This is a genomic window from Streptomyces sp. NPDC096176 (genome assembly GCF_044763255.1).
Lineage (GTDB): Bacteria > Actinomycetota > Actinomycetes > Streptomycetales > Streptomycetaceae > Streptomyces.
Window position 1 is genome coordinate 10,411 of record NZ_JBIWFV010000005.1, and the last position, 14,143, is coordinate 24,553.

Consider the following 14,143-nt stretch of genomic DNA (forward strand, 5'->3'; position numbering starts at 1 on the left):
GGGCGCGAAGTACACCCGATCGCGTCAGTCGTCGAGCACCGACAGGTCCTGCTCCGCCTCCGGCACCGCCACAGTGCCCCGGTCGTCCGGCATCGTCTGCACGGTGAACATCGGGATGCCGTCCTCGGCGATCTCCAGCGACCTCGACGCGTGCACCGGACCGCCGACGACCGTCTCGACCGTGAGCGCGTACGAGCCCTTCAACCCGGCCGGCACGGGCGCGGTGATGGCCAATGTCGTGCCGGCCTTCACCTTGTACGTCTTGGAGGTCGGGCTGCCGCCCTCCGTGCCGGCCGATGCCGTGACCTTCACCTCCGCGGCCTTGGCCGGTGCCGTCAGCGACAGCAGAGCCCCCTTGGCGCGGTTGTCGGCCACCGAGGCGCGCTCGCCCACCGGCGCGCTCGCCGGGATGAAGGCGATCTCCTTCTTGTCACCCTTGCCCCGCACCACGCGCAGCGCGGCGACCACCGGAGTCGCCCGGCCGCTCTCGGCGGGGCTGAGGATCAGCGACCCGGCCTCGCCCCTGGTGATGTTCTCGAGGTCGACGCTCGCCGTCATCCCGGACTTCACGTGAAGCGTCTCGTGCCCGGCCGGGGTGATGGTGCCGGTCGCCCCCGCGAGCTGGAGCTTCAGCTCGGCGTCGTCGTCGCCGGGGGCGAAGGCCACCAGCTGCACGGAGGTCGCGTCCGCCGGGACACCGGGCAACACGGCCGTGCCGGACGGGTCGGAGGAGGCGCTGAGCCAGTCGCTGCCGCTGTCCTCGTCCGCGGACCGCACGACAGCGCCCACCCGGCCGGTACGGGTGGTGACATGGACGGTCACGTCCTGCGCCGGATCGGAGGTCAGGGTCGAGAGCAGGACGGGGACACTCGATCCGCCCGGGACCGTGATGCCCTCGGTCACATCGCTCTTGAGCGCGCCGTCCTTGCCGAACATCTCGATGTCGACGACGGCGGCGGCCTCGTCCGGGTTGGTGAGGTGGACGTAGTCCTGGCGCTTGTCGTCGATCGAGGCGGCGGGGAACCAGAAGTCCGTGTCCGGCGCGGTGCAGCTGACGCCGAGGAGGCCGCGGCCACCGCCCGCGGCGACCGTGGTGGTCTGCTGCGCGGTCCATCCGGGAGCGAGGCGGCCGGTGGCCGTACCGACGAGCGCCGGAGCCTGGCCGCCGCTCTCCTCCGCGGAAACGGGCTTGCCGGGCTCCTTGAGCGCGAGCAGGGGCTTGTCGGAGGCGGATTCCTTCGCCTCGTCCTTCTCCTTGTCCGCTGTGCTCTTGTCCTCGTCCTTGGCGTCCTTGGCGTCCTTCGCGGCGTCCGGGTCGGCCAAGGTGGCCGAGGACGGCTTCAGTTCGGCGGAGTCGGCCTCGGCGCCGTCCTTCGCGCCGTCCTTGGCGCCCGGATGCGCGCCGGGCTTCGCAGCCGGCGTGAACGACGTGTACTGCGTCTCCGCGAGATCCGAGCTGCTCGGCGCCGGACAGAGCAGGCTGGAACGTTCGACGGGCAGCCGTGCCGCCGCCTCGCCCGCCACCGGCTCGCCGCCGTCCGGTGCCGTCAGCGAGGCGAAGCCGGTCACCGCGGCGAGAGCCGTGGCAACTGCGATCAGGGAGATGGTCGTGCGCTTCACTCTGAATCGCCTCGCGTCCTGCCCGGGGCTTGTGCCGGGGGTTCTGGGTACTGGCCGCCGTTCGGGTCGCCGTAGCCGTAGGGGTCGTACTGGCCGTCCTGCGGAGGCTGCTGGTACTGGCCGTCCGGCAGGTACTGGCCGCTGCCGTACGCAGCGGTCTCGTACGGGTCGGACGGGTAGGGCTGCTGGTACTGGGGGTCGCTGTACTGCTGGTCCCCGCCGTACTGCTGCGCGTCGGTGTACTGCTGCGCTTCGCTGTACTGCTGACCGTCGCCGTACTGCTGACCGTCGCCGTACTGCTGCTCCCCGCCGTGGGACCGGCCCTCGTCGTACTGACCGCCGACCTGGTACTGCCCCTGGCCGTACGAGGGGTCGTAGCCGGCGTCGGCGTACGACCGCGTGTCCCACTCGCCGTACTGCTGCTGCGGCACCGCGGCATACGGTGCCTGCTGCTCGGCCGGACGATGCTCCTGGGCCTGCTCCTGCGACCCGCTCCGGCCGGTGCCCTCCGCGTCCGCATCCGCCTGTGCGGACTCCGCCTCCGCCTCCGCCTGGGCCCGCAGCCTGCGTGCCCTGCGGCCCTCCCCGGACACCGGCTGGTCCGGTACGGCGGCGGGCTCTTCCGGCAGATCGTCGTCGATCTCCCGCCGCCTGCCCGGCAGTGCGAGGACGAGCAGCACGAGCGCGAGGAACGCCTGGACCCAGATCCAGGCCGTGTGCGTGGCCGGGTCGTCATACGTGAGATCCAGGCGGCCGCCCTCGGCGGGCAGCTCGAAGCCCTGCGCCCAGCCGTCCACGGTGGTCTTCTTCAGCGGGGTCCCGTTGAGCGTGGCCCGCCAGCCCTCCGCGGCACGGTCCGCGATGCGCAGGATCCGGCCGCTGTCGCCGTCGGGGATGTCGGCGTGCGCCTCCACGGCGTCGGAGGCCACGGGCAGCGGATCACCCTTGCCGGTGACGATCGTGGCCCTGGCGACCTGGCGGTCCACACGCCACAGGGCGCTGCCGTCGAGCTGGCTGAGCCGGGTCAGGCCGGGGGTGGCGTCGAGGATGCGGCTGGTCTGGCGGGGCGCTCCGTCGCGCACGAGCACGTAGCGGATCGCGAAGCCGCTGAGCTGGCTGGTCTGGTCGGCGCCGGAACCGGCGACCAGGTTGGCGACGATCTTGTCGAGGCGGGCGTCGCCGCCTCCGGCCTCGGTCAGCTCGGCGTCGCCGAGACGGCCTCCGGAGCCCCGGACGAGCGTGTAGGACACCTTGGCCGCCGAGCTGCCTCCGAGGACGAGGGTGCGCGGCTGGTCCCGGGTGTCGCTCTCCTCCGCGACGAACGCCGGCACGTGGACCGGGTCGCGCCGCTCGAGCGGTCCGCCCGCGCCGCTCAGCATCCAGTTGGTCGCGGCGACGACGGGGGCGAGAGCTGCGGCCAGCGCGACGAGGGCGGCGACGGGCTGGCGCCAGCCGAAGCTCTGGGCGGCGACGCGGGTGCGTCCGCCCTCCGCGCCGAGCACGGCGGCGGCGAGCAGCGCGATGCCGTAGACGAGTGTGGCGGGTCCGGCCCAGCCGGCGCCGGTGTCACCGGAGCCGTTGACGAGCACCGCGAAGACGAGCGCGACCAGTGCGACGGTCCAGGCGCCGCGGATCGCGAACTGTCGCTCCTCGCGCAGCAGGGCGCCGAGCGCGGCCAGCACGATGCCGATCATCAGGAGGCCGCCGACCGTCCCGGGGCCGCCGGGGTTGATGCCGAGCAGGTCGGTCGCGCCGGCCGCGCCGCCCGCGTACTCGCGCCCCGCCTCGCGGAAGAACGCGGAGGGGCTGGTCAGCAGGGACAGCGACCAGGGGGCGAGGACGAGCACCGGCGTGCCGATGGCCGCGAGGAAGCGCAGCCCGTAGGCGGTGATGTCGTCCCGCCGCAGGACGAGAACGGCGATGCCGAGGACCACCGCGATCGGCCACACGACGGGCGTGAAGGCCATGGCGAAGGTGAGCAGCAGCGCGTACGCCCAGGTGGCCCGCCAGCTGCCGCGGCCGCCTCCGCGCTGGCGCAGACCGTGGGCGGCGACGGCCGCACGCGCGATGAGCGGCAGCACGATCGCGAGCACCGCGGTGCCGAGCCGCCCGCTTGCCAGCGCGCCGGTGGCGGCGGGCAGGAAGGCGTACGCGACGCTCGCCCAGGCCCGCAGCAGCCGCGACTCGACGATGGGGCGGGAGGCGAAGTACGCGGTGAGGCCGGCGAGCGGGACCGAGCAGACGAGCAGCACGGTCAGCGCCAGGCCGGTCGATCCGAGGAACAGCGCGGACAGCACGGCCAGGACCGCAAGGTAGGGCGGCGCGGTCTGGGTGCCGCCGGCACCGGTCGGGTGCCAGCTGTCGGCGTAGCGGCCCCAGAGGTCGGAGATGTCCGCGGGCGCCGGCAGCAGCGCGCCGCCGGCCAGCGCACCGCCGGCGAACAGTCCGCGGCAGGCGACGAGGGAGGCGACGAGCAGCAGGGCGAAAAGCAGGGGGCCCGGCTTGCGGGCGATCTTCTTCAGCCTGGCGAACTGCTCGATCTCGAGGAAGTCCGCGTCGTCGCCGCCCGGGCCGGTCTCGACGGCGCCGTGCCGGGAGCCGCCGGAGTCGGCGTCCGAGCCTCCGAAGTTGGAGACGACCTGCTCGACGGTGGCGCGGACGGTCGCACCTGGTGGCGGGAACAGGGGGCGCAGCTCGCTCGCCTCGACCGACCGTCCGGCCCGTCTGCGCCGCCGTCCCGCCAGGATGCGCTCGGGGCGCAGCAGGACGCCGAACAGGCCCATGACCTCGTCGACGGCCTGCCCGGGCACTTTGCCGACCAGGTAGGCGAGGGTGCGCAGCAGGGTGCCGAAGACGATGCGCAGCAGTACGTACGGCAGGGCGACGCCGCGGGTGTTGGTGAGCAGGGTGTAGACGGCGCCGGCCTTGTCGACGCGGTGCGGGCTGGCGACGGACCGGCCGGCGCAGTCGACGGTGCGGCGCTCGCGGGCGGCGGCCTCCGCGTGCCTGACGACGGCGTCGGGTGCGACGAGGACCCGGTGCCCGGCGGAGTGCGCGCGCCAGCACAGGTCGACGTCGTCGCGCATGAGCGGCAGTCGCCGGTCGAAGCCGCCGAGTTCCTCGAAGACGTCACGTCGGACGAGCATGCCCGCGGAGGAGACGGACAGGACGGAACGGATCTGGTCGTGCTGGCCCTGGTCCTGTTCTCGGCGGTCGAGTCCGGTCCAGCGCCGTCCGCTGTTGGCGATGGAGACGCCGGTCTCGAGGAGCTGCTTGCGGTCGTACCAGCCGCGGAGTTTGGGGCCGACGATCGCGGCGTACGCGTCGGAGTCGGCGACGCGCAGCAGCTCGGCGAGAGCGTCGGACTCGGGTGCGCAGTCGTCGTGGAGGAGCCACAGCCACTGGACGGGCTCGCCGTGCGGCAGTTCCGGCATGTCGTAGGTCTCGTCGCGCCAGGTCCTGCTCACCGGGTCCCAGCCGCTGGGCCGCTTCAGGTAGGGGAGGTCGTCGGGGCCGAGGACGCCGGCGGTGCGGGTGGCCTCGTCGACTGCGGCTCCGAAGCCGGTACGGCGTGCGAGGTGCAGTACGCGGTCGGCGCCAAGGGCGTCGGTGAGCAGCTGCGCCGAGTCGTCGGCGCTGCCGGTGTCGGCCGCGACGACGTTCTGCACAGGGCGTTCCTGGCCGATGAGTCCGGCGAGGGCGTCGGGGAGCCACCGCGCGCCGTCGTGGGAGACGAGCACGGCGGTGACGACGTGCCGCGGGAACTCGGGCGCTGCTGCCGGAACAAACTCGGCTGTGGTGGCGGACATTGAGGTACGGGCCCTCCGGCCGGGGTCGCCCTGTAGGGGCAGTGGTGCGTCACGGACGGGGCCCCACACTAACGGCTGGCATGTATGCGGTCCGCCGCCTGTGGACAACCCACAGACGGCGGACCGTTCGTTACGTATACAGTTGACACGCTTGTACCGTTTGACCGGACGGCGATCGGACGGTGATGCGGGCGTTCAGACCGCCGCCTTCTTGAGGCGCCGGCGCTCCCGTTCGGAGAGGCCGCCCCAGATTCCGAATCTCTCGTCGTTGTTGAGGGCGTATTCGAGACATTCGGAGCGGACTTCACAGGCGAGGCAGACCTTCTTTGCCTCACGGGTGGAACCACCCTTCTCGGGGAAGAAGGACTCGGGATCGGTCTGGGCGCACAACGCGCGCTCCTGCCAGCCGAGTTCCTCGTCCGCGTCCTCGACCAGCAGTTGTTCGAACAGCTCGGTCATGTGCGCCCCTCGTCTGTCTTTGCGTCCCCGTGATGTTGCCGCGATCGATTTCGGCCGAACGACACGAGTGAAATTACAAGTGTGTGGCTCCGAGCCAGTCAAGCCGAGATCTGCTATTGGGCCCGGTATTCACTCTGCGGAACCAAGGCTATGCGGAAAGTGTTCAAATCACCAAAAAGGTGACACATGCCAGCGGCCTGCTCCGCACCCTGCCCCCCTTGGAAGGGAAGACGCCTCAAACATCGATCTTGTTTCGGTCGAGCCGGCGAAGCGATCCGGATCACAGTCCGATCACTTCAGGCCTCGGTGGCGTTTACGAGCAGAGTTGCTGCCGCATGTCTCCGCGCCATCGAGTGCACAAACCTTTCTCCGCTCGCCGTAACCGGAAAAGGTGAAACATTGCCGCCAAATCGGGCATTGGGTTGACAGTGGACGAGCCGACACGTCACCTTTGATCCCATGCCAGCGACCACAGCGCCCCTTGCGACCCGTCACCGCGGGTTCCGCAGCGTTGTCCAGGCTCGCTGTTGCTGTTGCTGTTCCAGCTGTTGACGCCCACGTGCTCCAGCCGACGCTTCCGCGTCTTCTTTCCTGCTCTGCGACACCCCAGCACTTCTGCCGAGGAACCCCCGCACCATGAACAGCGACAGCGACCTCCAGATCGCCGGCGACATCCTCGCCGTCCAGCACCTTCTCCGGCCCGCCCCTGAGCACCCGGCCACCGTGGCCGAGTTCGCCGGGCTCGCCCGCTCCATCGCCGCCGACCGCGCGCAGTGGGAGCACCTCGTCGAATACGACGCCACCTCCCGCTGGTACCACCGGCTCCGCACCGGTCCCGGCTATGAGATCTGGCTGCTCAGCTGGGTTCCCGGCCAGGGCAGCGGACTGCACGACCACGGCCCCTCCTCCGGTGTGCTCACCGTCCTCGAGGGCGAACTGACCGAGCGCACCCAGAGCGACGAGCGGTCGCTCGCGGAAGGCTCCCAGCGGGTCTTCGCACCGGGCTATGTGCACGAGGTCGTCAACGACACCCTCGAACCGGCCGTCAGCCTGCACGTCTACTACCCGGGCCTCACCGAGATGCCGATGCACGCCGCCGCGCGCTGCACGGCGGACGCCGTTCCCGCATAGCGCCGGCTCAGATCCCGCCGGAGCCCGGATCGAGCCCGCGTAGTGCCCCTCTTCCGGATCCGGCCTGATCCGTAGGAGCGGCCGTGAGCCGTCGGACGGACCTGCAAGGATGTCCGTATGCGCATTGTGGTTCTGGCCGGCGGTATCGGCGGCGCCCGTTTCCTTCGCGGTCTCAAGCAGGCAGCGCCCGAAGCGGACGTCACGGTGATCGGCAACACCGGTGACGACATCCATTTGTTCGGGCTGAAGGTCTGCCCCGACCTCGACACGGTGATGTACACCCTCGGCGGTGGCATCAACGAGGAGCAGGGCTGGGGGCGTCAGGACGAGACCTTCCAGGTCAAGAACGAACTCGCGGCCTACGGAGTGGGCCCCGAGTGGTTCGGCCTCGGCGACCGCGACTTCGCGACGCACATCGTCCGTACGCAGATGCTGAGCGCCGGCTTTCCGCTCAGCGCCGTCACCGAGGCACTCTGCGACCGGTGGAACCCCGGCGTGCGGCTCCTGCCGATGTCCGACGACCGGGTCGAGACCCATGTCGCCGTGACGATCGACGGCGAGCGCAAGGTCATCCACTTCCAGGAGTACTGGGTGCGGTTGCGGGCCTCCGTGGCGGCCGAGGCTGTTGTGCCGGTCGGCGCCGAACAGGCCAAGCCGGCACCCGGCGTGCTGGAGGCGATCGCCTCCGCCGACATCATTCTCTTCCCTCCGTCGAACCCGGTCGTCAGCGTCGGCACCATCCTCGCCGTGCCGGGCATACGCGAGGCCATCGCGGAGGCGGGAGTACCGGTGGTCGGCCTCTCCCCCATCGTCGGGAACGCGCCTGTGCGCGGCATGGCCGACAAGGTGCTCGCGGCGGTGGGCGTCGAGGCGACGGCCACCGCTGTCGCCCAGCACTACGGCTCCGGGCTGCTCGACGGCTGGCTCGTCGACACGGTCGACGGGGACGCGGTGGCAGCCGTCGAGGCGGCGGGCATCCGCTGCCGGTCCGTGCCGCTGCTGATGACCGACGTGGACGCGGCGGCGGAGATGGCGCGTGAGGCGCTGGACCTGGCCCAGGAGGTACGGGCGTGAGCCAGGCGTCGTACCGGGTCTGGGCACTGCCCGGGCTCGGTGAGGTCCTGCCCGGCGACAACATCGCCAAGCTGATCGCCGCGACGTCGCCCGGGCTGGCCGACGGGGACGTACTGCTTGTCACCTCGAAGATCGTCAGCAAGGCCGAGGGCAGGATCGTCGAGGCGACGGACCGCGAGGCGGCCATCGACGCGGAGACGGTACGGGTCGTGGCGCGGCGCGGCCCGCTGCGCATCGTCGAGAACCGGCAGGGCCTCGTCATGGCGGCGGCCGGGGTCGACGCGTCCAACACCCCCGTCGGGACGGTGCTGTTGCTCCCCGCGGACCCGGACGCCTCGGCGCGTGCGATCCGTGAAGGGCTACGGGACGAACTCGGCGTCGACGTCGGCGTGATCGTCACCGACACCTTCGGACGGCCCTGGCGGACCGGACTGACCGATGTCGCGATCGGCGCGGCGGGCGTGCGGGTCCTGGACGACCTGCGCGGCGGCACCGACACGTACGGCAACCCTCTCGGCGCGACGATCGTGGCCACAGCCGACGAACTCGCCGCCGCCGGCGACCTGGTGAAGGGCAAGGCCAGCGGCCTGCCGGTCGCGGTGGTGCGCGGCCTGGCCCACGTCGTCGCCGATGACACCGAAGGCGCACGGTCGATGGTGCGTGGCGCTGCCGACGACATGTTCCGGCTCGGGACGTCGGAAGCGGTACGTGAGGCGGTGACGCAGCGCCGGACCGTACGGGAGTTCACGGACGAACCGGTGGACGGCGGGGCGGTGCGCCGTGCGGTCGCGGCGGCGGTGACGGCGCCGGCCCCTCACCACACGACGCCGTGGCGCTTCGTGCTCCTCGAGTCGTCGGAGTCCCGCGTCCGGCTGCTGGACGCGATGCGTGACGCGTGGATCGCGGACCTTCGGCGCGACGGCAAGTCCGAGGAGTCCGTCGGGAAGCGGGTCCGCCGCGGGGACGTCCTGCGCAACGCGCCGTATCTGGCGGTGCCTTGCCTGGTGATGGACGGCTCCCACGCATACGGCGACGAGCGGCGCGACGCTGCGGAACGCGAGATGTTCGTGGTCGCTGCGGGCGCCGGCGTGCAGAACTTCCTTGTGGCACTGGCGGGCGAGCGGCTGGCTTCGGCGTGGGTGTCGTCGACGATGTTCTGCCGCGAGGTGGTGCGGGACGTATTGTCGCTGCCGGCCTCGTGGGACCCGATGGGTGCGGTGGCGATCGGTCACGCGGCGGCCGCGCCGAAGGCACGCCCGCCGCGGGACGGTGAGTCCTTCATCGAGGTGCGGTAGGGCGAGGCGCCCGCTGGACACGCCGGAGGCGCGGCGTGTTCACCACGCGGCGATGTCGACCTTGCGCATCTTGGGTTCGCGGCGCGGTGGGGTGCGGCCCGAGAGCAGGATGAGACGGGCGGCGCGGTGGCGGTGGCCGGCGTAGGGGGCCAGGAGCGACAGCATCGCAGCGTCGTCCGTGTTGCGGTCGCCCGCCAACGCGTAGCCCACGATGCGCGGCAGATGCAGGTCGCCGACCGTGACCGCGTCCGCTGCGCCGTTGCTGCGCTGGATGACCTCCGCGGAGGTCCACGGCCCGATCCCGGGGATCAGCTCCAGCCGGGCCATGGCCTGTTCGGAGGCCATCGTCGCCGCTTCCTCCAGCCTGCGCGCCACCTTCACCGCGCGCAGGATCGTCGACGCACGCTTGTTGTCGACGCCGGCACGGTGCCATTCCCAGGAGGGAATGAGCGCCCAGGTGCGCGGATCGGGCATGACGTACAGGTTCTTGTCGGGGCCCGGCGCCGGTTCGCCGTACTTGCGGACCAGCAACCGCCAGGCCCGGTACGCCTCGTCCGTGGTGATCTTCTGCTCGAGGATCGAGGGGATCAGGGACTCCATGACGAGCCCCGTGCGCAGCAGCCGCAGGCCGGGCCTCCGGTGCTGGGAGGTGGCGACCAGCCGGTGGTGTGGGGTGAACGCCTCGGGTTCGTCGGAGGCGCCGAGCAGGTCGGGCAGCCGGTCGAGCAGCCACTCCGCCCCCGCCCCCCAGGCCTCGGCCTCCGCGGTGCCGCCGCGGACGGCGACGCGCAGGGTGCCGGGGCCTTCGGGGGTCAGGCTGGTCCGCCATACGGAGCCGTCCGGCGTCGTGCGGAAGGTCGGGTCGGCCGGGCCGCGGCGCAGCGGCCCGAGGACCAGGCCGAGGTCGAGCGGCCACGGCGGGGTCCACCGCCGAGTGCGGGCGGCGTGGGAGACCTGTCGCGGTACGGCGGCGGGCACCTGCGTCTGCGTCGCGCCACCGCGCACGGTGACGCGGTTCGTACCCGGTTCGAAGCGACCTGCCATGCGGTCAGGCTACTGGTCGGACGAGAAGCGGATCGCACCTGCGGGAATCACGGCGTCGCACCACACCCGCGCGCCGTCCTGGAGCTCGTTGTCCTCGCCCACGTCCGCACCGTCGCCGACGACCACGCCGGACAGCACCGTGCGTGCCCCGACCCGCGCCCCCGCGCCGACGAGTGAGTCGGAGATCACGGCGCCCGGCTCCACGACCGCGCCGGCCAGGACCGTGCTGCCGTCGACACGGGCGTCCTCGCCGATGCGTGCGTCCTCGCAGACCACCGTGCCGCCGGTGAGCTTCGCGCCGGGCGCGACGGACGCGCCCGGAAGCACCAGCCGGTCACCGCGCCGGCCCGGCACCGCCGGGGACGGGGCCCGGCCGAGCACCAGGTCGGCGGAGCCGCGCACGAAGGCGTGCGGTGTGCCGAGGTCCAGCCAGTACGTGGAGTCGACCATTCCCTGGAGGTGCGCTCCGGAGCTCAGCAGTTGGGGGAACGTCTCCCGTTCGACGGAGACGGGCCGGCCGGCCGGGATGGTGTCGATGACCGACCGGCGGAAGACATAGGCGCCCGCGTTGATCTGGTCGGTGACGATCTCCTCCGGCGTCTGGGGCTTCTCCAGGAACGCCGTGACGCGGCCGGTCTCGTCCGTCGGCACCAGGCCGAAGGCACGCGGGTCGTCGACCCGGGTGAGGTGGAGGGAGATGTCCGCTCCCGACGAGCGGTGGGTTGCGACGAGGGCCTCGATGTCGAGTCCGGTGAGGATGTCGCCGTTGAAGATCAGCACCGGGTCGTCGGGGCCCGACCTCAGCCGGGAGGCGACGTTGCGGATCGCCCCGCCCGTGCCGAGCGGCTCGTCCTCCGTGACGTACTCCAGGTGGAGGCCGAGCGCCGAGCCGTCTCCGAAGTGCGGTTCGAAGACCTCGGCCAGATAAGAGGTGGCGAGCACGATGTGCTCGACGCCCGCCGCCCGCGCACGCGCCAGTTGGTGGGTGAGGAAGGGCACTCCTGCCGCCGGAACCATCGGCTTCGGTGTGCGGACGGTGAGCGGACGCAGCCGGGTGCCCTTGCCTCCGACCAGGAGAATCGCTTCTGGGGCCTGGTTCAATGCGTTCTCTGCTTCCTGCTGGAATTCCGACGGGGCGGGGCGCGGTCGCTGGTTCGACCGGCCAGTGTATGAGTTGCGATTCCCGGCGAACGCCCCGTACCCGTTCAGGAAGCGGTCATCGGCCCTGGTACTTGGCCGAGGCCGATCGGGCGGTGCCGAGCTTGCTGTAGAGGCGGTTTCCGGGACAGTCCGTGAGGTAGCCGTCGCGGTGTCCGGAGATGGCGTAGAGCTTGACCTTCCTGCCCTTGGCGTATTTGCCGCTCCCGGCCGATGTGAGCGTCACTTTGCTCTTCGGATCGACCCCGCTCAGCCCGAGCTTCCACGCGGTCAGCTTGGCCACGGCGGTCACCACGGCCTCCGGCGGATTGGACGAACTGTACGTGCCGAGCACGGCGATGCCCGTGCTGTCCGTGTTGAAACCCAGGGTGTGTGCGCCGAGCACCGGCTTGGCCACGCCTCCGGCGCGCCCTTCGTAGATGTTTCCGCACTTGTCGATGGCGAAGTTGTAGCCGATGTCGCGCCAGCCGCTGCTCTTGACGTGGTAGCGGTAGATACTGCGGACAACTGAGGGCGCCTCCTTGCAGGTGTAGTTGTTGCCGGTTGCGCTGTGGTGCACGAACGCGGCCTTGGCCGAGCCCGTGTAGACGAACTTCTTCTCCCGCCACGACTCGTCCGCGCCCCACCCCTTGCGGGTGACGATGCGCGGGCGCGGGCCGATGTACGGCATGGCGCCGGCGGCGAGATCGCCCACGAGGAGGTCGCCGGCTGCCGCGGCCTCGGCCTCCGTGTCGGCCTGGTTGAGGGCGGGGATCTCGAGACCGCCGAGCGGGGCGCGGCCGATGGTGGTGTCGGTGTCGGTTCCCGTTCCAGTGCCGGTGCCTGTGCCGGTGCCGGTTTCGGTGTCGGTGTCGGTGTCGGTGTCGGTTCCCGTTCCAGTGCCGGTGCCTGTGCCTGTGCCTGTGCCGGTTTCGGGGCCGGTTTCGGGGCCGGTTTCGGGGCCGGTTTCGGGGCCGGTTTCGGGGCCGGCGGCGACGGGGTCGCTGCCCGGGTCGGGGTCCGATGCGTTGCTCGGATCGGGGGCCGGGTCCGTTCGCGGAGGCGTGTCGGGGGTGGTCGGTTCGTCGCCGGGATCGACGAGCTCGAGGCGCAGGCCGTCCGGCAGCCGGCCCGAGACGCCGTCCGCGGTACGTACGCGCACCTCCACGCCGTCCGATTCACCGACCCAGAGCGGAGCCGTGGAGCCGCGTACCGAGCGCGCCTCGCTCTCCGAGGTTCCTTGGTCAGGCGCGTGCTCCGAGTTGTGCGTCTCGATCTGCTGCCAGCCGGACCAGTTGCCGGTGCCGGCGTCGCGAGTACGCACCTCGACCGTGCCGTCGAGTTCGGTTTGGGCGTCCTCCCAGACGATCCCGACCAGTGAGAACGGGTCGACGTCCTGGCGGGGCAGGCCCTGCTCCACCGTACCGAGCGAACGGTCGGAGGGGGTTTGGCCTATGGACTTCAGTGGCAGGGACTGGGTCGAGCCGGGCACGTCCGGTACTTGTGGGACCGCGGCGGCCTGCAGGGGCGCGGCGACGGCGCCTGAAGCGAGCGAGAGCGGGATGGCGAGCGCGGTCGCGCACACCACTCCGACGGATGAAGCCAGGTATCCACGCATGGCAAAAATTGTGGGGCGGACCCGCGAACGGTGCCGTTCGGGACAAATTGACACCCCGTCGGTCCGACCGGGGGACCCGTTCACCCCAGCGGCGGCGGCCGTCCTGGGGCGCGGCGTACGCTTGCGCGGGTGAACGCCAGCGACCGCACCCCTGCCGACCTGCTGCGATCCGCGCTCGCCGCGGACCCCGCCCGCCCCTTGGTCACCTTCTACGACGATGCCACCGGTGAACGGGTCGAGCTGTCCGTCGCCACTTTCGCCAACTGGGTGGCCAAGACGGCCAATCTCCTCCAGGGCGACCTGTCCGCCGGGCCCGGCGACCGGCTCGCGCTGCTGTTGCCCGCGCATTGGCAGAGCGCGGTGTGGCTGCTGGCCTGCTCCTCCGTTGGAGTGGTTGCGGACGTCGGTGGCGACGCGGCCGGCGCGGACTATGTGGTGGCCGGCCCCGGTCAGTTCGACGCCGGTCTCGCCTGCACCGGCGATCGCATCGCCCTGTCCCTCGCACCGCTCGGTCGCCGCTTTCCCACGCCGCCTGCCGGTTACGCCGACTACGCGGTGGAGGTGCCCGGCCAGGGCGACAGGTTCGCCCCTTACGCGCCGGTGGATCCGGACGAGGCCGCGCTGGTGGTCGGCGACGTCGAGCTGACCGGTGCCGAACTTGTCGACCGCGCACGGGCGGACGCGTCGCGGCTCGGTCTGGCGCCCGGGTCGCGGCTGCTGAGCGGGAAGCCGTACGACTCCTGGGACGGCCTCTCCGCGGGGCTGTTCGCGCCACTCGCGTCGGGTGGGTCCGTGGTGCTCTGCCGGAATCTGGGCGAGCTGTCCCAAGAGGGCCTGGAGAAGCGCGTCGAGAGTGAGCGGGTCACCGGCACGGCGCTGTGACGAGGCGGTGTGACAAGCCGGTGTGACAAGCCCTGGACGTCCACTCGTGTGGCGCACACTCGGGCCGAGCCCTC

At 71.6% G+C, this 14,143-nt stretch carries 10 protein-coding genes; 4 read left to right on the forward strand and 6 right to left on the reverse strand.

The features are described 5' to 3' along the window. Positions 1-24 precede the first annotated feature (24 nt). The 3 genes from ACIQ7Q_RS14810 to ACIQ7Q_RS14820 form a co-directional block, all read right to left on the reverse strand. A complete protein-coding gene (locus ACIQ7Q_RS14810) occupies positions 25-1,620 on the reverse strand; it encodes a DUF5719 family protein (RefSeq protein WP_403860633.1) in 1,596 nt (531 codons plus the stop codon). Next, entirely contained in the window at positions 1,617-5,429 is a 3,813-nt protein-coding gene (locus ACIQ7Q_RS14815) for a glycosyltransferase (RefSeq protein ID WP_403860636.1), read from the reverse strand. The genes ACIQ7Q_RS14810 and ACIQ7Q_RS14815 overlap by 4 nt, the downstream gene beginning before the upstream one ends. A gap of 195 nt (positions 5,430-5,624) precedes the next feature. Continuing rightward, positions 5,625-5,888 carry a WhiB family transcriptional regulator gene (locus ACIQ7Q_RS14820; RefSeq protein ID WP_053557226.1) on the reverse strand — a complete coding sequence of 88 codons (264 nt, stop codon included), beginning with the start codon at positions 5,886-5,888 and terminating at the stop codon, positions 5,625-5,627. Between the two features lie 636 nt (positions 5,889-6,524). Between ACIQ7Q_RS14820 and ACIQ7Q_RS14825 the strand changes: the two genes are divergently transcribed. From ACIQ7Q_RS14825 to ACIQ7Q_RS14835, 3 genes are all read left to right on the forward strand, one after another. Further along, positions 6,525-7,019, forward strand: a complete 495-nt coding sequence (locus ACIQ7Q_RS14825) for a cysteine dioxygenase (protein ID WP_403860639.1) — start codon at positions 6,525-6,527, stop codon at positions 7,017-7,019. Between the two features lie 117 nt (positions 7,020-7,136). Next, entirely contained in the window at positions 7,137-8,093 is a 957-nt protein-coding gene (cofD, locus tag ACIQ7Q_RS14830; RefSeq protein WP_403860642.1) for a 2-phospho-L-lactate transferase, read from the forward strand. After that, positions 8,090-9,388: a coenzyme F420-0:L-glutamate ligase gene (locus ACIQ7Q_RS14835; RefSeq protein ID WP_403860645.1), complete on the forward strand. Its 1,299-nt coding sequence runs from the start codon at positions 8,090-8,092 to the stop codon at positions 9,386-9,388. The genes cofD and ACIQ7Q_RS14835 overlap by 4 nt, the downstream gene beginning before the upstream one ends. Before the next feature lie 39 nt (positions 9,389-9,427). Here the strand turns inward: ACIQ7Q_RS14835 and ACIQ7Q_RS14840 are convergent, their stop codons facing one another. The 3 genes from ACIQ7Q_RS14840 to ACIQ7Q_RS14850 form a co-directional block, all read right to left on the reverse strand. Next, positions 9,428-10,432: a DNA-3-methyladenine glycosylase family protein gene (locus ACIQ7Q_RS14840; protein WP_403860648.1), complete on the reverse strand. Its 1,005-nt coding sequence runs from the start codon at positions 10,430-10,432 to the stop codon at positions 9,428-9,430. 9 nt (positions 10,433-10,441) lie between these two features. Next, complete coding sequence (locus ACIQ7Q_RS14845) at positions 10,442-11,533, reverse strand: sugar phosphate nucleotidyltransferase (protein WP_403860651.1); 1,092 nt, start codon at positions 11,531-11,533, stop codon at positions 10,442-10,444. 115 nt (positions 11,534-11,648) lie between these two features. Then, a complete protein-coding gene (locus tag ACIQ7Q_RS14850; protein WP_403860654.1) occupies positions 11,649-13,187 on the reverse strand; it encodes a peptidoglycan recognition protein in 1,539 nt (512 codons plus the stop codon). A 129-nt stretch (positions 13,188-13,316) separates the two neighbouring features. Between ACIQ7Q_RS14850 and ACIQ7Q_RS14855 the strand changes: the two genes are divergently transcribed. Then, positions 13,317-14,069 (forward strand): TIGR03089 family protein, encoded by a 753-nt coding sequence (locus tag ACIQ7Q_RS14855; protein WP_403860657.1) that lies wholly within the window; start codon positions 13,317-13,319, stop codon positions 14,067-14,069. The last annotated feature ends 74 nt before the right edge of the window (positions 14,070-14,143 follow it).